26 protein-coding genes and 1 riboswitch are annotated in these 23,523 nt (G+C 67.6%); of the genes, 19 read left to right on the plus strand and 7 right to left on the minus strand.

What is annotated here, in order from left to right:
- From C4N9_RS18920 to C4N9_RS18930, 3 genes are all read right to left on the minus strand, one after another.
- Positions 1-1,407 carry a type II and III secretion system protein family protein gene (locus C4N9_RS18920; protein WP_109534926.1) on the minus strand — a complete coding sequence of 469 codons (1,407 nt, stop codon included), beginning with the start codon at positions 1,405-1,407 and terminating at the stop codon, positions 1-3.
- 298 nt (positions 1,408-1,705) lie between these two features.
- Positions 1,706-2,545 (minus strand): Flp pilus assembly protein CpaB, encoded by an 840-nt coding sequence (gene cpaB / locus C4N9_RS18925; RefSeq protein WP_109534927.1) that lies wholly within the window; start codon positions 2,543-2,545, stop codon positions 1,706-1,708.
- Between the two features lie 273 nt (positions 2,546-2,818).
- Complete coding sequence (locus tag C4N9_RS18930) at positions 2,819-3,031, minus strand: Flp family type IVb pilin (RefSeq protein WP_109534928.1); 213 nt, start codon at positions 3,029-3,031, stop codon at positions 2,819-2,821.
- 517 nt (positions 3,032-3,548) lie between these two features.
- Between C4N9_RS18930 and C4N9_RS18935 the strand changes: the two genes are divergently transcribed.
- Entirely contained in the window at positions 3,549-4,382 is an 834-nt protein-coding gene (locus C4N9_RS18935) for a lytic transglycosylase domain-containing protein (RefSeq protein ID WP_109534968.1), read from the plus strand.
- Here C4N9_RS18935 and C4N9_RS18940 read toward each other — a convergent pair.
- The 3 genes from C4N9_RS18940 to C4N9_RS18950 are packed head-to-tail and all read right to left on the minus strand — an operon-like array spanning position 4,379 to position 6,086.
- Positions 4,379-4,705 (minus strand): ArsC/Spx/MgsR family protein, encoded by a 327-nt coding sequence (locus tag C4N9_RS18940; protein ID WP_109534929.1) that lies wholly within the window; start codon positions 4,703-4,705, stop codon positions 4,379-4,381. The genes C4N9_RS18935 and C4N9_RS18940 overlap by 4 nt on opposite strands.
- On the minus strand, positions 4,696-5,748 hold the full coding sequence (locus C4N9_RS18945) for a quinone-dependent dihydroorotate dehydrogenase (RefSeq protein WP_109534930.1): 1,053 nt from the start codon (positions 5,746-5,748) through the stop codon (positions 4,696-4,698). The genes C4N9_RS18940 and C4N9_RS18945 overlap by 10 nt, the downstream gene beginning before the upstream one ends.
- Positions 5,748-6,086, minus strand: a complete 339-nt coding sequence (locus C4N9_RS18950; protein WP_109534931.1) for a DUF952 domain-containing protein — start codon at positions 6,084-6,086, stop codon at positions 5,748-5,750. Before C4N9_RS18950 ends, C4N9_RS18945 begins: the two co-directional genes overlap by 1 nt.
- Positions 6,087-6,263: 177 nt before the next feature.
- Between C4N9_RS18950 and C4N9_RS18955 the strand changes: the two genes are divergently transcribed.
- The 3 genes from C4N9_RS18955 (at position 6,264) to C4N9_RS18965 (ending at position 9,072) form a co-directional block, all read left to right on the plus strand.
- Positions 6,264-7,883 carry a bifunctional metallophosphatase/5'-nucleotidase gene (locus C4N9_RS18955; RefSeq protein ID WP_109534932.1) on the plus strand — a complete coding sequence of 540 codons (1,620 nt, stop codon included), beginning with the start codon at positions 6,264-6,266 and terminating at the stop codon, positions 7,881-7,883.
- 254 nt (positions 7,884-8,137) lie between these two features.
- Positions 8,138-8,617: a UPF0262 family protein gene (locus C4N9_RS18960; protein WP_109534933.1), complete on the plus strand. Its 480-nt coding sequence runs from the start codon at positions 8,138-8,140 to the stop codon at positions 8,615-8,617.
- Positions 8,617-9,072: an arsenate-mycothiol transferase ArsC gene (locus tag C4N9_RS18965; protein ID WP_109534934.1), complete on the plus strand. Its 456-nt coding sequence runs from the start codon at positions 8,617-8,619 to the stop codon at positions 9,070-9,072. The genes C4N9_RS18960 and C4N9_RS18965 overlap by 1 nt, the downstream gene beginning before the upstream one ends.
- On the opposite strand, the gene C4N9_RS18970 is transcribed toward C4N9_RS18965, so the two are convergent.
- Positions 9,032-9,469 carry a winged helix-turn-helix transcriptional regulator gene (locus tag C4N9_RS18970; protein WP_281260147.1) on the minus strand — a complete coding sequence of 146 codons (438 nt, stop codon included), beginning with the start codon at positions 9,467-9,469 and terminating at the stop codon, positions 9,032-9,034. The genes C4N9_RS18965 and C4N9_RS18970 overlap by 41 nt on opposite strands.
- Positions 9,470-9,562: 93 nt before the next feature.
- Here C4N9_RS18970 and C4N9_RS18975 point away from each other — a divergent pair, with 93 nt between their 5' ends.
- From C4N9_RS18975 to C4N9_RS19045, 15 genes are all read left to right on the plus strand, one after another.
- Positions 9,563-10,414, plus strand: a complete 852-nt coding sequence (locus tag C4N9_RS18975; RefSeq protein ID WP_109534935.1) for an SDR family oxidoreductase — start codon at positions 9,563-9,565, stop codon at positions 10,412-10,414.
- Between the two features lie 127 nt (positions 10,415-10,541).
- A complete protein-coding gene (locus C4N9_RS22325) occupies positions 10,542-10,958 on the plus strand; it encodes a ketosteroid isomerase-related protein (protein WP_281260148.1) in 417 nt (138 codons plus the stop codon).
- Positions 10,955-11,539: a GNAT family N-acetyltransferase gene (locus tag C4N9_RS18985; protein WP_109534937.1), complete on the plus strand. Its 585-nt coding sequence runs from the start codon at positions 10,955-10,957 to the stop codon at positions 11,537-11,539. Before C4N9_RS22325 ends, C4N9_RS18985 begins: the two co-directional genes overlap by 4 nt.
- Positions 11,536-12,447: a carbon-nitrogen hydrolase family protein gene (locus C4N9_RS18990; RefSeq protein ID WP_109534938.1), complete on the plus strand. Its 912-nt coding sequence runs from the start codon at positions 11,536-11,538 to the stop codon at positions 12,445-12,447. Before C4N9_RS18985 ends, C4N9_RS18990 begins: the two co-directional genes overlap by 4 nt.
- Positions 12,448-12,523: 76 nt before the next feature.
- Positions 12,524-12,742, plus strand: a complete 219-nt coding sequence (gene infA, locus C4N9_RS18995) for a translation initiation factor IF-1 (protein ID WP_107753147.1) — start codon at positions 12,524-12,526, stop codon at positions 12,740-12,742.
- Positions 12,742-13,305 (plus strand): Maf family protein, encoded by a 564-nt coding sequence (locus C4N9_RS19000; RefSeq protein WP_109534939.1) that lies wholly within the window; start codon positions 12,742-12,744, stop codon positions 13,303-13,305. The genes infA and C4N9_RS19000 overlap by 1 nt, the downstream gene beginning before the upstream one ends.
- A complete protein-coding gene (locus C4N9_RS19005) occupies positions 13,302-14,333 on the plus strand; it encodes a ribonuclease E/G (RefSeq protein ID WP_109534940.1) in 1,032 nt (343 codons plus the stop codon). The genes C4N9_RS19000 and C4N9_RS19005 overlap by 4 nt, the downstream gene beginning before the upstream one ends.
- The gene (locus C4N9_RS19010) at positions 14,330-14,488 is read left to right on the plus strand and encodes a DNA gyrase inhibitor YacG (protein WP_210404074.1); all 159 of its coding nucleotides are present in this window, start codon (positions 14,330-14,332) and stop codon (positions 14,486-14,488) included. Before C4N9_RS19005 ends, C4N9_RS19010 begins: the two co-directional genes overlap by 4 nt.
- A gap of 310 nt (positions 14,489-14,798) precedes the next feature.
- The gene (locus tag C4N9_RS19015; RefSeq protein WP_109534942.1) at positions 14,799-16,598 is read left to right on the plus strand and encodes an acetate/propionate family kinase; all 1,800 of its coding nucleotides are present in this window, start codon (positions 14,799-14,801) and stop codon (positions 16,596-16,598) included.
- Positions 16,599-16,631: 33 nt separating this feature from the next.
- A riboswitch (FMN riboswitch) is annotated at positions 16,632-16,776 on the plus strand.
- Between the two features lie 73 nt (positions 16,777-16,849).
- The gene (locus tag C4N9_RS19020) at positions 16,850-17,290 is read left to right on the plus strand and encodes a 6,7-dimethyl-8-ribityllumazine synthase (protein WP_109534943.1); all 441 of its coding nucleotides are present in this window, start codon (positions 16,850-16,852) and stop codon (positions 17,288-17,290) included.
- 168 nt (positions 17,291-17,458) lie between these two features.
- Entirely contained in the window at positions 17,459-18,751 is a 1,293-nt protein-coding gene (locus tag C4N9_RS19025; protein ID WP_109534944.1) for an amidohydrolase family protein, read from the plus strand.
- Positions 18,752-18,927: 176 nt separating this feature from the next.
- On the plus strand, positions 18,928-19,917 hold the full coding sequence (locus C4N9_RS19030; protein ID WP_109534945.1) for a BMP family protein: 990 nt from the start codon (positions 18,928-18,930) through the stop codon (positions 19,915-19,917).
- Between the two features lie 37 nt (positions 19,918-19,954).
- Complete coding sequence (locus C4N9_RS19035; protein WP_109534946.1) at positions 19,955-21,496, plus strand: ABC transporter ATP-binding protein; 1,542 nt, start codon at positions 19,955-19,957, stop codon at positions 21,494-21,496.
- A complete protein-coding gene (locus tag C4N9_RS19040) occupies positions 21,486-22,538 on the plus strand; it encodes an ABC transporter permease (RefSeq protein ID WP_109534947.1) in 1,053 nt (350 codons plus the stop codon). Before C4N9_RS19035 ends, C4N9_RS19040 begins: the two co-directional genes overlap by 11 nt.
- Entirely contained in the window at positions 22,535-23,476 is a 942-nt protein-coding gene (locus tag C4N9_RS19045; protein WP_109534948.1) for an ABC transporter permease, read from the plus strand. Before C4N9_RS19040 ends, C4N9_RS19045 begins: the two co-directional genes overlap by 4 nt.
- The last annotated feature ends 47 nt before the right edge of the window (positions 23,477-23,523 follow it).

The following is a 23,523-nucleotide window of genomic DNA, read 5'->3' on the forward strand; positions in this document are numbered from 1 at the left end:
TTACTCCATCACATAGCCGTAGCCGCCGCGGAAATCCTGCCGCGCGACTTCGGACGCGCCCGAGGTGCCGCCGGTCAGCTGTCCGTTGAGGAACAGCTCGGATTCGTTGGGCAGCCGGACGCGGTCGGTGGGCAGAAGCAGCGCCTCGCCCCGGGTCGGGCTGACCAGATGGGCGGTGACGAAGATCATCAGCTCGCTCTGCGACCGCTGGTAATCCGAGGAACGGAAGAGCGCGCCCAGCACCGGAATATCGCCCAGCCATGGCACCTGGCCGATCGAGCCCTGGAAATCGTCCTGCAGAAGGCCGGCGATGGCGAAGCTTTCGCCGTCGCGCATCTCGACCGTGGTCGAGGTCTGGCGCACCCGGAAGGCGGGGACCGACACGCCGCCGGTGGTGACCGAGTTCGAACTGTCGAGGCTCGACACCGCCGCGTCGAGCGACAGGTTGATGACATCGCCGTCGACCACACGCGGGGTAAAGGTCAGCTCGACGCCGAAGGGGCGGTAATCGATGGTCACGCTGCCCGAATCGCCGATCACCGGCACCGGGACCTCGCCACCGGCGAGGAAATGCGCTTCCTGTCCCGACAGGGCGGTCAGGCTGGGTTCCGACAGGGTCCGCGCAAGTCCGTTCGATTCCATCGCTTCCAGCAGCACCTGGAACTGCACCGCGCCGATCGAGAAGCCGCCGGTGATCACGCCCTGGGATTCCGTGCTGTTTTCAAGCGCCGGAATCGTCAGGCCCGCGGTGCCCAGGGCCTGCGTGCCGAAGCGGCCGGTGCCGACCTGCGAGCGGCCATGGCTGGCCGACAGGCTGGCGGCAAGGCTTTGCGCCGCCGAGCGCTGCACTTCCGAGAAGCGCACGCGCAGCATCACCTGCTGGGTGCCGCCGACGCTCATCAGGTTGGACACCCGGCCCGGCGCATAGCGTTCTGCCAGTTGCAAAGCCGCATCGAGGCGCGCGCCCGACGAGACGATGCCAGACAGCACGATGCCGTCATTGGCGGTGCGCACCTCGATGGGTTCCGAGGGCAGGATCTGGCGCAGGCGCTCGCGGAACTCGGCCACGTCCGGCGTGACCTGAACCTCGACATTGGCGATCAGCTCGCCATTCGCGCCCAGGATGGTCAGCGTGGTGCGTCCGGGCGCCTTGCCCAGCACATAGATCGAGCGGTCCGAAAGGGTCGAGATATCGGCGATGCCGGGATTGGCGATCGACAATTCGACGAAGGGGGTATCGGTTTCCACCACCACCGCGCGGTTCATCGCGACGGCCAGCGTATCCTGCGCACGCCCCGAGGACACGCGCATCGTTTGCGCCCAGCCCGGCGTGGCGGGAAGGATGGCCTGCCCGAGGCCAACAATCGCCAGCGTCATCGCCGACGCGATCGTCCGTTTCATGGTCATGTGATCCTGCCTCTCGATCACGATTTTCATCGGCCTCTGACGGGCGCTTTGTCGTCAGAATGCGGGAATCCGGTTTTTTTTGCAAGATTCAAATGATTGCGGCGCGTCTTTCGCGTGGATCCGAAAAGTGGCGCCGAGGTCTGGCGTTGAAATGCCGCCCCGACCCCAGATATTGCGGGCGTTGCTGTTGCAGGAAAGACGCAATCGCCAATCGCCACGGGTGCCGCAGGGGCAGAAAGACGAAACGGCGCCCTGTTCGGGGCGCCGTGTTCCGGGTCCGATGCGCCGGCGGGGCCGGTCAGTTGGTGCAGGGAATCTCGATCATCACGACTTCCGAGCCGCGGCGCGTGCGCACGGTGCAGCGCTCGGGCGCCTGCAGGGCGGGGGCGTCCTCGATCCCCAGCAGGCTGCGGCCATCGACCTGGATCTGGCTCGGCGCCGACGACGTGTCGTCGAGACCCACAAGCGACAGCGACAGGCGTCCGGTGGACTGGCCCTGCGCCAGCGTGGCGACGGTTTCGGGTTCGGCCTCGACCGTGATCGAGCGCGGCACGCCCTGAAAGTTGCGGTCCTGATCGGCGTTTTCATCCAGCGCGATGATGCGCACGCCCGAGGACAGAAGCCGCGTGACCTCGCCGCTTTCGGCGCCGCGCCCTGTCCAGTAGATATCGACCGTGTTCGACGGACGCAGCGTGCCGGAAATGCCGCTGTTCTGGTCGACACGGATGGTAAAGGCGCGCATTCCCGGCGTCAGGATCGCAGCGATGCCGGCGGGCTGACCGGGATCCGAGACCTTCAGATCCAGAAGAGGCTCCATCGGTTCCATCGCGCGCAGGGCGATGCGCGGGCGGTTGGGGTCGGGGATCAGGACGTTGATGTCCTGAAACACGCCCTGCGGCACGGCGGCGGCGGGCCAGTCCACGACCTGCACCGCGTCCGCGCCGATCGGTTCGCCGTAGCGAAGCGGGCGCGTGGCGACAAGGACGGGCACGGTCTGGATCGCGACTTGGTCAGCCCCGCGCGCCTGCGCCGCGGCAATCGCGGCCTGCGTCTGGCTGACATAATTCTGCGCCATGTAGACGCCGAAACCGGCAAGACCGAGGCCGATCCCGAGGATTCCGATCTGGAGGGCACGCATCCTTGGCTCCTGTACGCTTGCCCCGTGGCTGAAAACGCGCGCACGGGTATGAACACTTAAAACTGGTACCAGTCGAATAGGGCGACAAAGTGGCCCTTCCGGGACGCGGGCCCGCCACAAGGCAGCAAACGCGCAGAAATTGTGCGGCCGGTGAAAAGCCTGTCAGGCCCGTCCGGTCGGCACGAACGCGTCGGGAAAGACCCCGACCCCGGAAAAGGGATCGGCCACCCCATGGGGTGGCCGTGTCATCAGGGATGCTCAGGCATCCGCCGCTCAGTTGCTGTTGCCCAGCGTGCCCAGCGTCGCGACCGAAGCGCTGGTCAGCGAGTTCGAGATGTCGGTGCCGAGGTTGCCCACGCCGGTACGGACCGAGGTGATCACGGCCAGGCCAAGGCCGACGATGGCGGCGGTCAGCACGACCCAGTCGACGGTGACGGCGCCCGATTCATCGGCGGCGAAGGTTTTGAGTTTGGTCAGGAAGGTCATGTCAGTCTCTCCAGAGAACAAGGTACTATGAACGTCTTGCCTTGACCGAAACCGGATGGGGTTGGGATGTGTGACCGGCTTCGTTCTTGGCAGGTTCCTTATCGATCCGGTTCGGGGCGCAATCGCGGGGCAATTCCGGCGGAAACAAGGCGGGGCCCGAGTCTTTTCGTGATCTGTGTCCGGTGTCGCGACGATGCGGGGGCAGGGGGCGGATAGGGCGCCGATGGGAAACCGGTCATGCCTTTGACGGGCACAGATCGCCGCCAAAGTAGACGATTCGGGGGCGCGATTCGGGTGCTGAGCGGGAGAGTCCTTGCCATTTCGCTGCCGCCGGGGCCGCATTTGCCCGCGCCGGCGCCGTGCCTGCGGGGTAAGCAGGGGCTTTTTCGAAACGCGGTTTTCTGGCACGATGACCGCGATAAAACGGAAAAACAGAAAATCCGGGGCCATGCCGAGCAGCTCGCCCATCCGTCACACCTCTCTGGTGGCCGCCCTTGCCGGGCTGGCCTGTTGCGTCATGGCCGCGTCCCTGCCGGCCCGGGCACAGGTCGCCCCGCATGGCGATTTCACCTTCCGCCGGATCGGCGTCGCCCCGCAGGACGGCCGCAACCGCATCGACGTGCAGGTCGACCCCGAAGAACAGGCGCGCCGCCTGGCCCCGCCCGAACCCGTCGCGCCGCTGGCCGATACGGTTGTTCGCGCGGCCCAGCCGATGCCGGCGCCGGGCGCGGACGGGGCGCGGTTCGGCTGGTTCTGGGACGCGGTCTCGCCCAACCTCGCGCAGGGGCAGGGGCGTTTCCTGGCGGCGATGCAGGCGCTGCGCGATGCGCCCGACGACCGGCGCGTACCGGAACCGGGCGTGCAACACCTGCAGGACATCGCCGCCGCGCATAACGCCGCGATCCTGATGGCGACGGTCGGCACAAGGGTGTCGCCCGCGCTGGCGCTGGCGGTGATTTCGGTCGAAAGCGCGGGGCGGGTCGCGGCGGTCAGCCATGCGGGCGCGCAGGGGCTGATGCAGCTGATCCCCGCCACCGCCGCGCGGTTCGGCGTGTCGGATGCCAACGATCCCGAGCAGAACATCCGGGGCGGCGTGGCCTATCTGGACTGGCTGCTGGACGAGTTCGACGGCGACATCGTGCTGGCGCTGGCGGGCTATAATGCGGGCGAGGGCGCGGTGCGGCGCAATGGCGGCGTGCCCCCCTTTGCCGAGACGCGCGATTACGTCCCGCGCGTGCTGGCGGCGTGGAACATCGCGCGGGGGCTTTGCGCAACCGTGCCCGAGCTGCCGACCGATGCCTGCGTCTTCGCGGTGCGGGCGGTCCGGACGGCGGGTCAGAGAGCGGGTTAGAGGATCTCGTCGATCTTCTCGGTCGGGCGTCCGATCACGGCGCGGCTGCCGTTGCGGATCACCGGGCGCTCGATCAGCGAGGAATCGGCGGCCATCGCGTTGATGATGACGCTTTCCACCTCGGTCTTCAGCGCGGCGCCTTCCTTGCGCAGAAGCGCAGTGGCGGGCAGGTCGAGCGCGTCCAGCATCTCGCGGATTTCCTCGCGCGAGGGGCGGTCCTTCAGATAGAGCCGCACCTCGGGGGTGATGCCCTTTTCCTCCAGATAGGTCATCGCCTGCCGCGATTTCGAGCAGCGCGGATTGTGCCAGATCTCTACAGCCATTCTTCCCTCCCGGTGCCGACAGCGTCGCTTACCTGCGCAAAGCTATCGCGTTCCAGAAGCGCGTCCAACCCGTGCGCGATCCGGGGGACCAGCGACATGCCGCCATAAACGAGCGCGGAATAAAGCTGCACGGCCGAGGCCCCGGCGCGGATCTTGGCATAGGCATCCTCGGCCGAGGCGATGCCGCCGACGCCGATGAGCGGCACGCGCCGGTTCAGCAGTTGCGACAGGCGGGCCAGCACGCGGGTGGACTTTTCGAACAAAGGCGCGCCCGAAAGACCGCCTGCCTCGCCCCGGTGTACACTTTTCAAACCTTCGCGGTCCAGCGACGTGTTGGTGGCGATGACCGCGTCCAGACCGCATTCCACGGCGACGCCGGCAATGTCCGACAATTCCTGATCGTTCAGATCCGGCGCGATCTTCAGGAAAACGGGGATCCGGCGCTCCAGCGCGTCGCGGCGGGCGACGACACCGCGCAGAAGGCCCAGCAAGGCCTCGGCCCCCTGCAGGTCGCGCAGCTTCTCGGTATTGGGGGACGAGACATTGACGGTGGCGAAATCGACAAAGGGACCGCAGGTGCCCAGCACCGAGGCGAAATCCGCCGCGCGGTCGGCGCTGTCCTTGTTCGCGCCCAGGTTCAGGCCGACCACCGGCCCCGCCCGGCGCCGGGACAGGCGCGCGGCGATGGCCTCGGCGCCCTCGTTGTTGAAGCCGAAGCGATTGATCACGGCGCGGTCCTCGGACAGCCGGAACAGGCGAGGGCGCGGATTGCCGGGCTGCGGGCGGGGCGTGGCGGCGCCGACCTCGACAAAGCCGAAGCCTGTGCGCGCCAGCGGTGCCAGCGCAACGGCATTCTTGTCGAACCCCGCGGCCAGCCCCACCGGGTTGGGCAGATCCAGCCCCGCCACCTGCGTGCGCAACCGGGTCGAGGTGATCGGGCCCGGCAACGGCACCAGCCCCGCGTTCAGCGCCTTCAGCGCCAGCCCGTGACCCTGTTCGGGGTCGATCCGGTGCATGGCCCACAGGCCCAGTTTCTCGATCATCAGACCACGCCCTCGGGGAAGATGTGACCGGCCGCGCCCAGAGGCAGCGACTTGTCCCACAGCACGTCCTCGGTCGTCATCTGGCGGTAGAGATGCGGAAACAGTGCCCCCCCGCGCGAAGGTTCCCATTTCAGCGCGGCACCGAGCGAGTCGCTGTCGAGCGCCAGCAGCACCAGGTCGCTTTCGGTGGCGAAATGCTTGGCGGCGGTTTCGACCACCTGCGCCGAGGTCGACAGGTGGATATAGCCGTCCGCCAGATCGACGGGCGCGCCCGCCGTCTGGCCCGCGGCGGTGAAGGCATCCCATTCGGAGCGGCGGAAGATCTTGTAAACCAGCATGACCTGCTCATGCCGAAAGCGTGACGCCCGGTCAATGGGCAGGTTTTTCGCGCCCACGCCGCGCACCCGTCATGCCGGTGTCACCTGCCGTGGCGAAACCCTGCGGGGAGTCTTTGACTTCGCCCGCCAGCCGCGCAATCCTTGACCTACCAGAAAAAATTCCATCAGGGGTACACGATGTCCTTCAAAACCCAGTTCAAAGCGCTGCTCGGTTCGACCGCGCTGGTCGCGGCGAGCACGCTGCCCGGTTTCGCGACCGATCTGCACATCCTGCATTTCAACGATTTCCACAGCCGCATCGAATCGGTGAGCCGCTACAATTCGACCTGTTCGGCTGAATCCGAGGCGGCGGGCGAGTGCTTCGGCGGCGCCGCGCGGCTTTATGCGCTGGTCAACCAGATGCGCTCGGCCATCGAAGCCGAGGGCGATCCGGTCATCGTGCTGGATGCGGGCGATGCCTCGCAGGGGTCGCTGTTCTACACCACCTATGGCGGAGAGGTCGAAGCCGAGCTGCTTGAGCGGATCGGCATCGACGCGATGGCGGTGGGTAACCACGAATTCGACCTCGGCCCGGAAGGCCTGGCCGTGTTCCTCGACAACGTCAGCTTCCCGATCCTGTCGTCGAACCTGGACGTGTCGGGCGCGGACATGCTGGCGGGCCGCGTCGCGCCCTACACGATCATCGAAGAAGGCGACATGCGGATCGGCATCGTCTCGGCGCTGGCCACCGACACGGTCGAAACCTCGTCCCCCGGGCCGACCGTGACGTTCAACGACGAGATCGAGGCGCTGAATGCCGCGGTCGCGGAACTGCAGGCCGAAGGCGCCTCGCCGATCATCGCGCTGACCCATGTGGGCTACCGCAAGGATCAGGAAATCGCCGCGCAGGTGCCGGGTCTGGCCGCCGTCGTGGGCGGGCACAGCCACACCTATCTGTCGGCCTCGGATCCCGACCGCGACGGCCCCTATCCGACCTGGGTCGATGCCGAGAACGGCGCGCTGGTGCCGGTGGTGACGGCGGGTGCCTATAGCCGCTATCTGGGCCATCTGGTGCTGGAACTCGACGACGAGGGCAACCTCTTGCACGCCTCGGGCGATGCGATCCCGATCACCGCCGAGGTCGAACCCGATGCCGACATCGCCGAATGGGTGGCCGGGCTGGCCGGTCCGATCGACGAGTTCCGCAACGAGCCGGTTTCGGAAAGCGCGGGCCTGATCGAAGGCGACCGCAGCGTCTGCCGCCAGCGGGAATGCTCGATGGGGACGCTGGTGGCCGATGCCATGCTGGCCCGCGTGGCTGATCAGGGCGTGACCATCGCCATCCAGAACGGCGGCGGCCTGCGCGCCTCGATCGACGAGGGCGTGGTGACGATGGGCGAGGTCTACTCGGTCCTGCCGTTCCAGAACACGCTGGCCACGTTCGAGCTGTCGGGCGCGAATATCGTCGCGGCGCTGGAAAACGGCGTGAGCCAGCTGGAAGACGGCGCCGGCCGCTTCGCGCAGGTCGCGGGTCTGCAATATACCTTCGATCCGGCGGCCGAAGCGGGCAGCCGCGTGTCGGATGTGATGGTGCAGTCCGACGGCGCGTGGGTGCCCATCGACCCCGAGGCGACCTATGGAGTCGTGACCAACGACTACATGCGCAACGGCGGCGACGGCTATGCGGTGTTCCGCGACGAGGCCAGCAATGCCTATGATTTCGGCCCCGACCTGGCCGATGTGCTGGTCGCCTACATGCAGGAAAACGCGCCCTACGAGCCCTATACCGACGGCCGCATCACCCGCCTGGGCGAGTGACACGCGATCCTGTCCGGATACGAGAGCGGGGGCCTTCGGGTCCCCGCTTTTCGTTTCCGGGCTGTGGATCCGGTTGTCGGCGGCGCCCTTGGCAGGCCGGGCAGGGGGGCTGTCTGCCCCCCTCGCGCTGCGCGCTCACCCCCCGAGGATATTTTCGGAACAAAGATGCGGGCGCGCCGAGCGGCCTCGTCATCGCGCTTGATCCGGCGGCGGGGGTGTTGCATGACCGTCGGACCTGACGCGAGAGCCCTGCCATGAGCCGTATCTGCCATATCGATATCGACGATTCCGGTCTGCCGCCGGTCACGCCCGAGATGGAGCAGGAGCGCAAGGTCGCGGTGTTCGACCTGCTGGAAGACAATTCCTTTACGCTGCCCGCGCGCGAGGGGCGCGCGGTGCCCGAAGGCCCCTACCGGCTGGCGATGGCGATCCGCGACCGGCGGCTGGTGGTCGAGGTGGCGCAGGAAAGCGGCGCGCGGGTGGGCGAGCTGCACCTGTCGCTGGGGCCGTTCAAGCAGGTGGTGAAGGATTACGACCAGATCTGTGCAAGCTATTTCGAGGCGGTGAAGCGCCTGCCGCCGAGCCAGATCGAGGCGATCGACATGGCGCGCCGGGGCATCCACAACGAGGGCGCGCGCGTGTTGCAGGAGCGTCTGGAGGGGAAAGCCGAGATCGATCTGGACACCGCCCGGCGGCTGTTCACCCTGATCAGCGTCCTCAACCGCGGTGTGTGATGGGCGAGGGTTTTCCCAGTTCCGTCCTGTTTTGCTGCGATCATAACGCGGTGCGTTCGCCGATGGCCGAGGGCTTCATGAAGCAGCTCTATGGCCAGCGCGCCTATGTCCAGTCGGCGGGTGTTCACAACGATCTGGATATCGACGGTTTCGCCATCGCGGTCAGCGCGGAGAAGGGGGTCGAGCTGTCGCGCCATCGCTCGCGCTCGTTCGAGGAGATGATGGACTGGGGCGACGACCTGTCGGGTTTCGACCTGATCGTCGCGCTGTCGCCTGCCAGCCAGCGCGCGGCGCTGGAGCTGACGCGCTTCGCGCATATCGACGTCGAGTACTGGCCGATCATGGACCCGACCGGGCTGGGCGAGACGCGCGAGACGAAATTGCAGGCTTATCGCCAGACGCGCGACCAGATCCTCAAGCGGATGCTCGAGCGCTTCGGTCCGGCGACGCAGTAGCGCCCGCCGCCTGCGCCTCGAGGATCGCGGGCAGGCTGTCTTCAAGCCATCCGACCAGCGACACGATATGCCCCGCCGCCTGCTGCCCCAGCGGGGTGAGCGCATAATCCACGCGCGGCGGCACTTCGCCGTGATCGTGGCGATGGACGAACCCGTCGCGTTCAAGCTGTTGCAGCGTCTGCGCCAGCATCCGCTCGCTCACCCCGCCGATGCGGCGGCGCAGTTGCGCGAAGCGGTGGGTGCCGGTGGCGAGCGCGGCCATCACCAGCACGCCCCAGCGCGAGGTCAGGTGCTGCAACAGTGCGCGCGAGGGGCATTCGGCGGCCATCACATTGGCGCGCCCGAACGCATCCAGCATGGCGCGGGCCCTGTCGGCGGTCTGATCGATCGGGGGCATGGGCCGCCTTTCTTCATACTAACATTCATGTGGGTACTTACGATTCGTAAGTAAGGTGTTATCTGTCCCGCATCAAGCATGAAGAGGACCACCATGACCCAGACAATTGCCATCACCGGCGCGACCGGCCAGCTTGGCCGCCTGACGATCGACGCCCTGAGATCCCGCGCCCCGGGCGCCACGCTGGTGGCTCTGGTCCGCGATAGCGCGAAGGCCGCCGATCTGGGCGTCGAGGCGCGGCCCTTCGATTACCACAAGCCCGCGACGCTGGCGCCCGCGCTGGCGGGGGTCGACGTGCTGGTGCTGATCTCGTCGAGCGATTTCAACGACCGGGCGGGCCAGCATGCCAATGTCATCCGCGCGGCCGAGGCGGCGGGCGTGAGGCGCATCGTCTATACGTCGATCCTGAAGGGCGTCGCCTCGCCGATGATCCTGGCGCAGGACCATATCGCCACCGAGGCGCTGCTGGCGGCCTCGCCGCTGACGGCGACCGTGGCGCGCAACGGCTGGTACACCGAGAATTACACCGGCACGCTTGCCGGGGCGCTGCAGGCGGGCGCGGTGGCCGGGGCCAATGCCTCGGGGAAAATCAGCCCGGCGGCTCGCGCCGATTATGCCGAGGCGCTCGCGGTCCTGGCCTCGGACGACGCCCATGCCGGGAAGGTATACGAGCTGGCGGGCGACGAGGCTTTCACCATGCCCGACTTCGCCGCCGAGGTCTCGGCGCAGACGGGCAGGGACGTGCCCTATGCCGCGATGAGCAAGGAGGCCTATGCGCAGATGCTGGAGCAGGTGGGCCTGCCCGCCCCGGTCGCGCAGATCTTCGCCGATTCCGATGCCTGCGCGGCGGAAGGGGCGCTCTTCGACGACAGCAAGACGCTGTCGCGACTGATCGGGCGCCCGACCACGCCGCTGAAGGATGCGGTGGCGGCGGCGCTGCGCTAAGCCAGTTGCGGGACCGGGAAACCGGCCCATCAGACGCGGCGTCGCTGGTATCCCGGCGGCGCCGTTTTCGGGCTTTTCTCGGCCCGCCGCTGCGTTAAACTTTTCCCGACAAGAACAGGAGTTTCCGGTGACCACCGCCCAACAGACCGCCCGCGCAACGATCCAGGCCTATTACGACGCGTTCAACGCGGGGGATACCGACGCGATGGGCGATTGCCTGCATGAGGACTTCGTCCACCACGTGAATGAGGGCGATGCACGCATGGGCAAGGCCGCCTTCGCCGAGTTCTGCGCGCATATGTCGGAAACCTACAAGGAACGTCTGACCGACATGGTCGTCTACGGATCGGATGACGGGACGCGCGGGGCGGCGGAATTCGTGGTGAACGGCACCTACCTGAAAACCGATCCCGGCCTGCCCGAAGCGCATGGCCAGACCTATGTCCTGCCGGCGGGCGGGTTCTTCAGCCTGAAGGACGGCAAGATCACCCGCGTGACCACCTATTACAACCTGCAGGACTGGATCCGGCAGGTGAGCGCGTGAAGGTCGAGGCGCTTTCGGGCGCCGATCTGGAAGCCGCGCTGGACCGCGTGGCCGAGCTGCGCATCCGGGTGTTCCGCGACTGGCCCTATCTCTATGACGGCGATCTGGCCTATGAGCGGCGCTATCTGGAGCCCTATCGCGACAATCCGCGCGCGGTCGTCGCGGGGGCGTTCGATGGCGACAGGCTGGTCGGCGCCGCGACGGGAATGCCGATGGAAGATCATGCCGACGAATTCGCGGGCGCTTTCGAAGGCACCGGGCTGGATTTGTCAGACATCTTCTATTGCGCCGAGTCGGTGCTCTTGCCGGACTATCGCGGTCACGGGGTCGGACATCGCTTTTTTGACATCCGCGAGGCGAAAGCAGCCGAATTGGGCCGCCATCATGTCGTATTCTGCGGGGTGCAGCGGCCGGCGGACCATCCGGCCCGGCCTGCGGATTACCGCCCGCTCGACGCGTTCTGGCGCAAACGCGGCTACCGGCCCTTGCCGGGCGTCGTGGCGCAATACCATTGGAAGGATATCGGCGAGGAGGGCGAAAGCGCCAAGCCGCTGCAATTCTGGATCCGGGAGCTGACATGACCGATACCGACACCGATACCGTCACCATCGCCACGGCGGCCTATCCGCTGGACTGGTTCGACAGCTTCGCCGATTTCGAAGCCAAGGCCGAACGCTGGGTCGGCGCGGCGGTCAGCGAAGGCGCCGAGCTTCTGGTCTTCCCGGAATACGGCGCGATGGAACTGGCCAGTCTCGGCGGCAAGGCGGTGGCGGCGGATCTGGAAGGGGCGCTGTCGGAAGTGGCGAAACACACGCCGGCGATGAACGAGACCTTCTCGAAACTCGCGGCCGAACACGGGGTCTATATCCTCGGGCCCTCGGGGCCGGTTTTTACCGGCAACCGGCCCGTCAACCGCGCGACGCTTCACGGGCCGCACGGGGTGGTCGGGCATCAGGACAAACAGATCATGACACGCTTCGAGCGCGAGGACTGGGATGTCGTGCCCGGCGACGAGGGGCTCAACATCTTCGAGACACCGCTGGGCCGGCTGGGCGTGGTGATCTGCTATGACAGCGAATTCCCGCTTCTGTCGCGCAAGCTGGCTGAAGAAGGGGTCGAGATCCTGCTCGCGCCGTCCTGTACCGAAACCTCGGCGGGCTATTGGCGGGTGCGTATCGGCTCGATGGCGCGGGCGCTGGAAAACCAGTGCGCGGTGGTCCATGCGCCGCTGGTGGGCACCGCCGACTGGTGCGCGGGATGCGAGGAAAACACCGGCGCGGCGGCGATCTACGGGCCGCCCGACCGCGACTGGCCGTCCGACGGCGTTCTGGCCAAGGGCACGCTGGATGCGCCCGGCTGGGTGGTCGGAACGGTGTCGCGCGGGCTTATCGCGAAGACCCGCGCGGATGGCGGCGTGCTGAACCTGCGGCACTGGGACGAGCAGGAAACGCGGCTTGCCAACGGAACCAAGGTGGTCGCCGCAAGTTAAACCTTGAAAATCCGCGAATGAAGGCGCATATGGCTCGCGCCCGCCTCGCGCGGGTTCATACCCAATCGGAGAGACCATGGCCAAGGAAGAACTGCTCGAATTTCCCGGCGTCGTGAAGGAACTCCTGCCGAACGCGACGTTCAAGGTCGAGCTGGACAACGGCCATGTGATCATCGCGCATACGGCAGGCAAGATGCGGAAAAACCGCATCCGTGTCCTCGCAGGCGACCGGGTTCAGGTTGAAATGACCCCTTACGATCTGACCAAGGGCCGGATCAACTATCGCTTCAAGTGATGAAGCTTGTCCTGGGTTCGGCCAGCCCTCGCCGGCTGGACCTGCTGGCGACGATCGGCGTCATTCCCGACGCCGTTCGTCCCGCCGATATTGACGAAACCCCGCATCCGCGCGAGCTTCCGCGCCCCTATTGCGCCCGCATGGCGCGCGAGAAGGTGCAGGCGGTCAGCGCCTCGGACGACGAGATCGTCCTGTGCGGCGACACGACCGTCGCGCTGGGCCGCCGCATTCTGGGCAAGCCCGAAAGCGCGGCGGAAGCGGCCGAGTTCCTGACCACGATGGGCGGGCGGCGCCACACGGTGATCACCGCCGTGGCGGTGAAGCGCGGCGCGCAGGTCTGGGAGCGGGTTGTGGAAACCGCGGTGAAAATGAAACGCCTGTCGGATGACGAACTGAACGGCTATCTCGCCTCGGGCGAATGGCAGGGCAAGGCCGGTGCCTATGGCATTCAGGGCCGCGCGGGCGCGTTCATTCCGTGGATCCAGGGCTCGTTCAGCGCGGTCGTGGGCCTGCCGCTGGCCGAAACGGCGACACTTCTCAACGCAGCGGGGTACCGGATATGAAGGGCTCGGTCATTGCGCTGGGACAGATCGAGGGCCGCGAAGTCGCGGCGCTGATCGAGGACGGCGTGCTGCAGGATCTGGCGCTGGAACAGGACGGTTTCGCCACCGGCGCCATCCTGCGCGGCATTGTCGGGCGGCCCGTGAAGGGGCTGGGCGGCGTGTTCGTCGACCTGCCTGACGGCCATAGCGGTTTCCTGCGCGCGCCCAAGGGCCTGCGCCCGGGCCAGCCGATCCTGGTGCAGGTCACCGGCGCGTCCGAGGACGGCAAGGCTTTGCCGCTGACCCTGCGGGTGCTGTTCAAGAGCCGCTACGCCATCGTCACGCCCGGCGCGCCGGGGCTCAATATCTCCCGCGCGATCCGGGACGAGGATACGCGCCGCGGACTGGCCGATCTGGCGAGCGAAGCGATGACGGGCGCGGACGAAGAGCTGGGCCTCATCCTGCGCTCGGTCTGCGAGGATGCGGCCGAGGACGAGATTGCCGAGGACATCCTGTCGATGCGCGGCCTGGCCGAGGCCGTTCTGGGCGATATCGACGGCGCGCCCGAGCTGCTGGTCGACGCGCCGGGGCCGCACGAACTGGCCTGGCGCGACTGGGGCGATGTCGACGAAGTCGATGACAGCCCCGAAGCGCTGGACCATCACGGCGTGCTCGACCAGCTTTCCGCGCTGTCGCGGCCCGAAGTGCGGCTCGATGGCGGCGCCTCGATGTGGATCGAGGCAACCCGCGCCTTCGTCGCCGTCGACGTGAATACCGGCGCCGATACCTCGCCCGCGGCGGGGCTGAAAGCCTCGATCGCGGCGGCGCGCGACCTCCCGCGCCAGCTGCGACTGCGGGGGCTGGGCGGCATGGTGATCGTCGATTTCGCGCCCTGCCCGAAACGCGACCGGCATGTGCTGGAACAGGTGATCGGCAAGGCCTTCCGCGCCGATGCGGGCGAGGCGACCATGGCGGGCTGGACTCCGCTGGGCAATTACGAGCTGGCGCGCAAGCGCGACCGCGCGGCGCTGCCGGGATGGGTGGCATGAGCGCGCGCTGTCCCCAATGCGGCAAGCCGATGGTGGAAGCGTACAAGCCCTTCTGCTCGAAGCGCTGCGCGGATGTGGACCTGGCCCGCTGGCTGCGCGGGGATTACAAGATCCCGGTGGTCGAGGAAGAGCCGGACGACGACGAGGATCAGTAGGGTGCGCGGGGGCTGGGCGCCCCCGGGTTTTTGACAAGAGGCGAGGGGGCTGGGCGCCCCCGGGTTCTTGACAAGAGGCGAGGGGGCTGGGCGCCCCCGGGTTTTTGACAAGAGGCGAGGGGGCTGCGCGCCCCCTCGCGCTCCCCGCGCCAAGGGGGGCTGTCTGCCCCCCTTGGATCCCCCCGAGGATATTTTTGGAACAAAGACGAGCAGAGCACCCGGCGGGCGCGGTGTTCCGCCGGGTTGATCCCTGTCATGGTTTCGCAACTGCACAATGTCTCTTATCGTGCCGGCAGACCGGAGGGACAGGATGCGCATACTCGTCTTCAACGCGGGCAGTTCGAGCCTGAAATTCGGTGTTTTCGACCGGGCGCGCGGCGCCGGGCACGAGACGCGGCAGGTGCTCAAGGGCGCGTTCGCGCGGTTCCGGGACGGGGCCTGTGAGGTCACGCTGACCGTGGACGGCAAGGCGCGGTCGGGGACGGCGCCGCATGGCGATCTGACCGCCGCCATCGCCGCCGTGCCCGCTTTGCTCGAGGCCGAGGGGATCGCCGGGATCGAGGCTGTCGGGCACCGCATCGCCCATGGCGGCGCCGAGTTCACCGCGCCCGCGCTTCTGGATGCCCAGACCCTTGCCCGGATCGAGCGGCTGACGCCTCTGGCGCCCCTGCATAACCCGGCCAATCTGCAGGCGGTGCGGGTGGCGCGGGACGTCTGGCCGGACCTGCCGCAGGTCGGCGTTTTCGACACCGCGTTCCATCACACCAATCCGCCCTGCGTCACCACCTATGCCGTGCCGCAAAGCTGGCGCGAGGCGGGGCTCCGCCGGTATGGCTTTCATGGCACCTCGCATAAATACGTGGCCGAGAGGGCGGCGCAGGCTCTGGCCCGTCCCTTGTCCGAGCTGAAGATCATCTCGGTCCATCTGGGCAACGGGGCTTCGGTCTGCGCGATCTCGCTGGGGCGAAGCTTCGAAAGCTCTATGGGCCTGACGCCGCTGGAAGGGCTGGTGATGGGCACGCGGTCGGGCGATGTCGATCCCGGCGCTTTCGGCTATCTGCAACGGCAGCTGGGGCTGGGAATCGAAGAGATCGAACAGGCGCTCAATCACGAGAGCGGGCTGAAAGGGCTGACCGGTTCGTCCGACATGCGCGATGTCGAGGATCGGGCGGCCGGGGGCGATGCGGCGGCGCAGCTGGCGATCAATCTCTACGCCCACCGGGTGCGGAAATATATCGGCAGCTACGCGGCGGGGATGGGCGGCGTGGATGCCGTGGTGTTCACCGGCGGGATCGGCGAGAACTCGCCCTCGATGCGGCGGCGGATCTGCGACGGACTCGATTTCATGGAGCTGCGGCTGGATGTCGACCGCAACCAGTCGGTCGATCTGAGCGACCGCGCCGCGCCTCAGATCCAGGCCTATGGCGCGCGCGTGGCGGTGATCGTGACCGAAACCGCCGAGCAATTGCAGATCGCCCGTGAGGTTGCCGCGCATCTCGACCGGCCCGAGGCCGCGCCGCGGCCCATTCCGGTGGCGGTGTCGGGGCGGCATGTGCATCTGGCGCAGGCCGAGCTGGAGGCGCTGTTCGGGCCGGGCTACGCGCTGAGGGTGAAGGTGCCGTTGCGCCAGCCGGGAAACTGGGCGGCGGAAGAGCGGGTGACGCTGGAAGGTCCGAAAGGGCGGATCGAGCATGTGGCGATTCTGGGGCCGCTCAGGCCGCGCACGCAGATCGAGGTCTCGCGCACCGACAGTTTCGCGCTGGGCATCGACGCGCCGGTGCGCGATTCGGGGCATCTGGACGGCACGCCGGTGGTGCGCATCATCGGCCCGCATGGTGCGGTCGACACCGACGGGCTGATCGTCGCCGCACGGCATGTGCACATGAACCCCCGGGATGCCGAGGCGATGGGGCTTGAGGACGGGCAGAACGTCGCGGTGAAGATCGGGCAGGGGGAGCGCGCGCTGACCTTCGGGCAGGTGATGATCCGCGTCCAGCCCAAGGCCTTTACCGAGATGCATATCGACACCGACGAGGCCAATGCCGCCGGGATCGGGCCGGGCTGCGAGGGCGAGGTGATCGAGCTTGAGGCGCATCTCGATGCGGGCTGAGGCTTGCGGCGCGGCGCGCGGCGTGGAACAAAAGGGTGTTCTCAGGGCGGGGTGAAATTCCCCACCGGCGGTAAGCGGGTTTCCCGCAAGCCCGCGAGCGCCCTTCATGGTGAAGGGGTCAGCAGATCCGGTGCAATTCCGGGGCCGACGGTCACAGTCCGGATGGAAGAGAACCATGTCCCCGTTCCCGCGCAAAGCGGGGCGGGATGCATGGGATCGCCTTGGGTGACGTGTCACGAAAGGAGATACCCATGACACACACCCGTTACGCCTTTGTCAAAGCCGGTTGGCACGCCGATATCGTCGATCGCGCGCTGGAAGGGTTCCTGCAGGTCATTCCGCAGGCGCAGGTCGACATCGTCGACGTGCCCGGCGCCTTCGAGATGCCGCTCATGGCGCGCGACCTGGCGGCAAGCGGGCGCTACGCCGCCGTGGCCTGCGCGGCCTTCGTGGTCGATGGCGGGATCTACCGGCACGATTTCGTCGCGCAGGCGGTGGTCAACGGCCTGATGCAGGCGGGAATGGAGACCGGGGTGCCCGTGCTGTCCGTCTCGCTGACGCCGCATCATTATCAGGAAACCGGGCATCACAACGCGATCTACCGCGAGCATTTCGTCCAGAAGGGGCGCGAGGCGGCCGAGGCGGCGCTGAAGATCGCCGCGGCGCGCTCGGGACTGAAGGCGGTGGCCTGACCGGGCCTTGCCCCTGACGTGAAGTCGTGGAGCCGCCCGGTCGTGTCGCCGGGCGGTTTCCTTTTTCCCGGGCAGGGCGGACCCAAGCGGGCGCGATTCGGGCGATGACACCGCCCGGGCGCGCGCTTACTCTGCGCGCCGAGCCATCATCAGGGACAGTTTCGCCATATGTTCGACCTCGTCATTCGCAATGCTACCCTCCCCGACGGGCGCCAGGGGCAGGATATCGCCGTCAGCGCGGACACGATCATCGCCGTCGAGCCGGGGATCGACGCGGAGGCCGGGCGGGTCATCGACGCGGGCGGATTGCTGGTCAGCCCGCCTTTCGTCGATCCGCATTTCCACATGGACGCCACGCTGTCGCTGGGCCTGCCGCGCATGAACGTGTCGGGCACGCTGCTGGAAGGCATCGCGCTTTGGGGCGAATTGCGGCCCACGCTGACGGTCGACGCGCTGGTCGAGCGCGCGGTGCGCTATTGCGACCTGGCGGTGTCAAAGGGCCTTTTGGCGATCCGCAGCCATGTCGACGTGTCCGACCCCGCGCTGGTCACCGTCGAGGCGATGCTGGAAGTCCGGCGTCAGGTCGCGCCCTATCTGGACCTGCAGCTCGTGGCCTTTCCGCAGGACGGCTATTATCGCGGGCCCGGGATCGTCGAGGCGCTGGAGCGCGCGCTGGACATGGGCGTCGAGATCGTCGGCGGTATCCCGCATTTCGAGCGCACGATGGGCGAGGGCACGGCCTCGGTCGAGGCGCTCTGCCGCATCGCCGCCGACCGGGGGCTGAGGGTCGACATGCATTGCGACGAAACCGACGACCCGCTGTCGCGCCATGTCGAGACGCTGGCCGCGCAGACCATCCGTTTCGGGCTGCAGGGCCGGGTGGCGGGTTCGCACCTGACCTCGATGCATTCGATGGACAATTACTATGTGTCGAAACTGCTGCCGCTGATCGCCGAGGCGCAGATGGCTGCGATCCCCAACCCGCTGATCAACATGATGCTGCAAGGCCGCCATGACACCTATCCCAAGCGGCGCGGCCTGACGCGCATCCCGCAGATGATGGAGATGGGCATCACCGTCGGGCTGGGGCAGGATTGCGTGATGGATCCGTGGTACTCGATGGGCACGGGCGATTTGCTGGACGTGGCGCATATGGCGGTGCATGCGACGCAGATGGGGTCGATGGCCGACAAGCGCGCGCTGTTCGACGCGGTGACGGTCAATTCCGCGCGGATCATGGGGCTTGAAGGCTACGGGCTCGACGTGGGTTGCAAGGCAGACATGGTGCTGTTGCAGGCGCGCGATCCGGCCGAGGCGATCCGCCTGCGTCCCAACCGGCTGGCGGTGATCCGGCGCGGCAGGGTCGTGGCCGAGACCGCGCCCGAAACGAGCCGCCTTGCGCTCGACGGTCGGCCCCAGGTGGTGAACCCGGCCGAGTACGCGCCTCGGCACGGGATTTGACCGGGCGGTCAGAAACGTGCTCAATAAGAAAGCATCTGACCCTTTCCCGGGCAGGCGGGCCGGAAAGGCCGCTTGACAGGCGGGCGCGACCGCCCGTGAAATCGGCCGATGCCGCTGGAAACAGCAATCATCAGACCCGCGCCAGCGGCGGGCATGTCAGGAGAGGGACGATTTCCATGAGCAAGCTGTTGATCAACCGCCGCCGCCTTTTGAGCACGGGCGCCGTCTTGGGGGCCTCGACGCTTTTCGCGCCGTCGATCCTGCGCGCGCAGACGGCGCTGAAAGTCGCGGGCATCCATGCCTCGCCGGTCGAGAATGCGTGGAACTCGGTCCTGCATGCGGCCCTTCAGGCGGCGCATGACGAGGGCATGATCGAGTACACCTTCTCGGAAGGCGTCTCGGGCACCGATTACCCGCGCGCGATGCGGGAATACGCGGAATCGGGCAATGCGCTGATCGTGGGCGAATCCTATGCCGTCGAGCGCGAGGCGCGGCAGGTTGCGGGCGATTACCCGGACACCGCGTTCCTGATGGGGTCGTCGGGCGAAGCGTCGGGCGACAATTTCGGCGTGTTCGGGACGTGGAACTGGGAAGCGGCCTATCTGTGCGGGATGCTGGCCGCCGCGATGACCCAGACCGGCAAGGTCGGCAGCGTCGGCGCGATCCCGATCCCCGAAGTCAACATGCTGATCAACGGCTTTGCCGACGGCGTGCACGCGGTGAACCCGGATGTCGAGCACAGCGTCAGCTTCATCGGCACCTTCTTCGACCCGCCCCGCGCGCGCGAGGCGGGGCTGGCGCAGATCGACAGCGGCGCGGATATCCTGTTCGGCGAGCGGATCGGCACCGCCGACGCCGCGCGCGAACGCGGGATCAAGGCGATCGGCTCGATGATCGATTACACGCCGCGCTATCCCGACACCGTTTTCGCCAATGCCCTGTGGTCCTTCCGCCCGCTTCTGGACGCGGCCGTCGCCGATACCGGCGCGGGCAACCCGACCGGCAAGAATTACACGCCGCTGAGCCTGATGAAGGATGGCGGCAACGACATTTCGTATGTCGAGGGCGTGGCCCCGGCCGAGGCGGTGGCACGGATGGAAGAGGTCCGCGCGGCGATCAAGGCGGGCGAATTCGAAGTCCCGCGCAATTTCGAAGAGCCGGCCTGAGCGCGGTGGCGTTCGCGAGCCAAGCAGGGGCGCGGGCATGACCCGCGTCCTTGAGCTGTCCCATATCACCAAGCGCTTCGGCGCGGTGACGGCGAATGAAGACGTCTCGCTGCATCTGGATCGCGGCGAGATCGTCGCGCTTCTGGGCGAGAACGGCGCGGGGAAGACCACGCTGATGTCGATCCTGTTCGGCCATTACACGGCCGATGAGGGGACCGTGCGCGTCGAGGGGCAGGAATTGCCGCCGGGCCGGTCACGCGCGGCCATTCGTGCGGGCGTGGGCATGGTGCACCAGCATTTCGCGCTGGCGCCCAATCTGAGCGTTCTCGACAACGTGATGACCGGGACCGAGCCGTTATGGCGCCTGCGCTCGGACCGGGCGGCGGGGCGCGCGAAGCTAGTGGCGCTGTCGGAACGCTTCGGTCTCCGGGTGGATCCCGATGCGCTGGTCTCGGACCTGTCGGTGGGCGAATGCCAGCGGGTCGAGATCCTGAAGGCGCTCTATAACGACGCGCGTATCCTGATCCTGGACGAACCCACGGCCGTGCTGACCGCGCAAGAGGCCGAGAGCCTGTTCGCCACCCTGCGCCAGATGACGGAAAACGGGCTGTCGCTGATCTTCATCAGCCACAAGCTGCACGAGGTCATGTCGGCCTCGGACCGGGTCGTCGTGTTGCGGCGCGGCTGCGTAGTGGCCGAGCGGCGGACCTCTGAGACAAGCCGCGAAGAGCTGGCCGAACTGATGGTCGGCCGCAAGGTCGAACGTCCCGCGCGCGCGCCGGCCGTGCCGGGCCGGGTGCTGCTGGAAGCCGTCGATCTGTCTTTGCACGGCAAGGGCGGCGCCTCGCTGCATGACGTCAGCTTCCGGCTGCGCGCGGGCGAGACGCTGGGCATCATCGGCGTGTCGGGCAACGGGCAGACCACGCTGGCGGGTGTGGTCTCGGGGCTTTATCCGCCGAGCTCGGGCAGCCTCTCGGTGGATGGCCGCGCGGTGACGCGCCACACGGTGCCCGACGCCATCGCCGCCGGGATCGGCCGCATCCCCGAGGATCGCAACGCCGAGGGCAGCATCGGCGACATGACGACATGGGAAAACGCGGTGCTTGAACGCATCTGGTCGCCCGATTTCTCGGCACGCGGCTTTGTGCGGCGTGCCGCTGCGCGCAAGGCCACCGCCGATATCCTCGCGCGCTACGACGTGCGCGGGGCCAGCGTCGATGGGCGCATCCGGCTTCTGTCGGGCGGCAACATGCAAAAGCTGATCCTGGGCCGCGTGCTGGAAGCCGGGCCCGACATCCTTGTCGCGGCGCAACCCAGCCGGGGGCTCGATGAAGGCGCCATCGCCGGGGTTCATGCCCGGCTGTTGGAGGCGCGCGGGCGGGGTGCAGGCGTGCTGCTGATTTCCGAGGATCTGGACGAGGTGATCGCGCTGTCCGACCGCATCCGCGCCATCGTCAACGGGCGCCTGTCGCCCGCGATCCCGGCCGGGCGCGCGAATGCGCAGCTGCTGGGGCTGATGATGGCGGGCGACTGGAGTGCGGCCGAGCGGATCGAGGCGGAGACACACGATGCGCTTTGAGAGACGCGAACATCCCTCGCGCGCGCTGACGCTGCTGGCGCCGGTAGGGGCTATCCTGGCCGCGCTGATCGTCGCGGGCGTGCTGATCGCCATCGCGGGCGCCAACCCGTTCCGGGCCTATGCACTGATCCTGAACGGCGCTTTCGGCTCGCGGCTGGGAATTTCCGAGACGCTGACGCGCACCACGCCGCTGATTTTGACCGGGCTTGCAGCTGCCGTCGCGTTCCGCGCGCGGCTGTGGAATATCGGCGGCGAGGGGCAGTTCTATCTGGGCGCCATCGCCGTGGCCGCGCTGGGCATGATCCCCGCCATCGCCGCGATACCCGCCCCTATTGCCATCACGCTCTGCTGCATCGCCGGGGCGGTGGCGGGGATGGTGCTGTTGCTGGTGCCGCTGGGGCTGCGGCTGCGTTTCGGCGTCGACGAGGTGGTGACGACGCTGCTGCTGAATTTCGTGGCCCTGCTTTTCGTGTCGCTGATGATCGAGGGCGCGATGAAGGACCCGCTCGCCTTCGGCTGGCCGCAATCGGTGCCGGTGCCCGACAACACCCTGCTGGCCACGCTGATCCCGCGCACCCGGCTGCATGCGGGGCTGCTGATCGCGCTGGCGATGGCGGTTCTTGTGTGGTTCGTGCAGGCGCGCTCGGTCTTCGGGATGCGGGCGCGGGCGGCGGGGCTGAACCCGCGCGCGGCGGCCTTCGCGGGCGTGCCGCTGGGGCGCACGCTGATCGGTGTCGCCTGCCTGTCGGGCGGGCTGGCCGGGCTGGCGGGGGCGATCGAGGTGATGGGCGTGAAGGGCTATGTCACCACCGACCTGTCGCCCAATTACGGCTATTCCGGCATCGTCATCGCCATGCTGGCCAATCTGAACCCGCTGGGCGTGATCTTTGCCGCGCTGTTCACGGCGGTGATGTTCGTGGGGGCCGACAGCATGTCCCGCGCGCTGTCGATCCCGTCCTATATCGCCGATGTGACGGTGGCCCTGTCGCTGCTGACCATGCTGGTGGCGATTTTCCTTGCCCAGTACAGGATCCGCAGATGAGCGTTCTTTTCGACATCCTCGGATCGGTCGGCATGTGGGAGGCGGTGCTGCGCATCGCCACGCCGCTGATCCTGGGCACGCTGGGCGTGTTGCTGTGCGAGCGGGTGGGCGTGCTCAATCTGGGGATCGAGGGCATCATGGCCTTCGGCGCGATGATCGGCTGGCTGACGGTGTATCAGGGCGGCGATCTGTGGACCGGGATGCTGGCCGCGGCCCTGGGCGGCGCGGCGTTTGGCTTCCTGCACGCGCTTTTGACGGTGCCGCTGGGGCTGAGCCAGCATGTCACCGGGCTGGGCATCACGCTGTTCGCATCGAGCTTCGCCTATTACGTCTTCCGGCTGGCGGTGCCGACCGCGTCCTCGCCGCCGACCATCGACCCGTTCCAGCCGCTCTCGGTCCCGGTCCTGTCGGAGATTCCTTTCCTCGGGCCGGTGCTGTTCAACCAGACCGCGCCCACCTATCTGGCGGTGGCCTTCGTCGCACTGATCGCCTGGGGGCTTTACCGCACGCCGCTGGGGCTGGCCGTGCGGATGGCGGGCGAGAATCCCCATGCGCTGGATGCGCAGGGGATCGACCCGATCTGGCTGCGGATCGGCACGATCATGGCGGGCTCGGCCCTGATGGGGATGGGGGGCGCGTTCCTGACGCTGTCGGCCTTCAACTCGTTCTTCCCGACGATGATACAGGGGCGCGGCTGGGTCTGCGTGGCGCTGGTCGTCTTTGCCTCGTGGCGGCCCGGACGGGCGTTGCTGGGCGCGCTGTTGTTCGCGCTGTTCGATGCGTTCCAGCTTCGGCTGCAGACGGTGGTGGACGGTGTGCCCTATCAGCTGTTCCTGATGATGCCTTACCTGCTGTCGATCGTCGCGCTGATCATCATGGCGCGCCGCGCGCGGGTGCCGCAGGCGCTGATGCAGCCCTATCGGCGGGGCGAGCGATAGGCCGCAACGAAAACGGCCCCCGGTGCGGAACCGGGGGCCGTTGCCGG

It is taken from the genome of Pararhodobacter marinus (assembly GCF_003122215.1).
In the GTDB taxonomy this organism is placed as follows: Bacteria; Pseudomonadota; Alphaproteobacteria; order Rhodobacterales; family Rhodobacteraceae; genus Pararhodobacter; species Pararhodobacter marinus.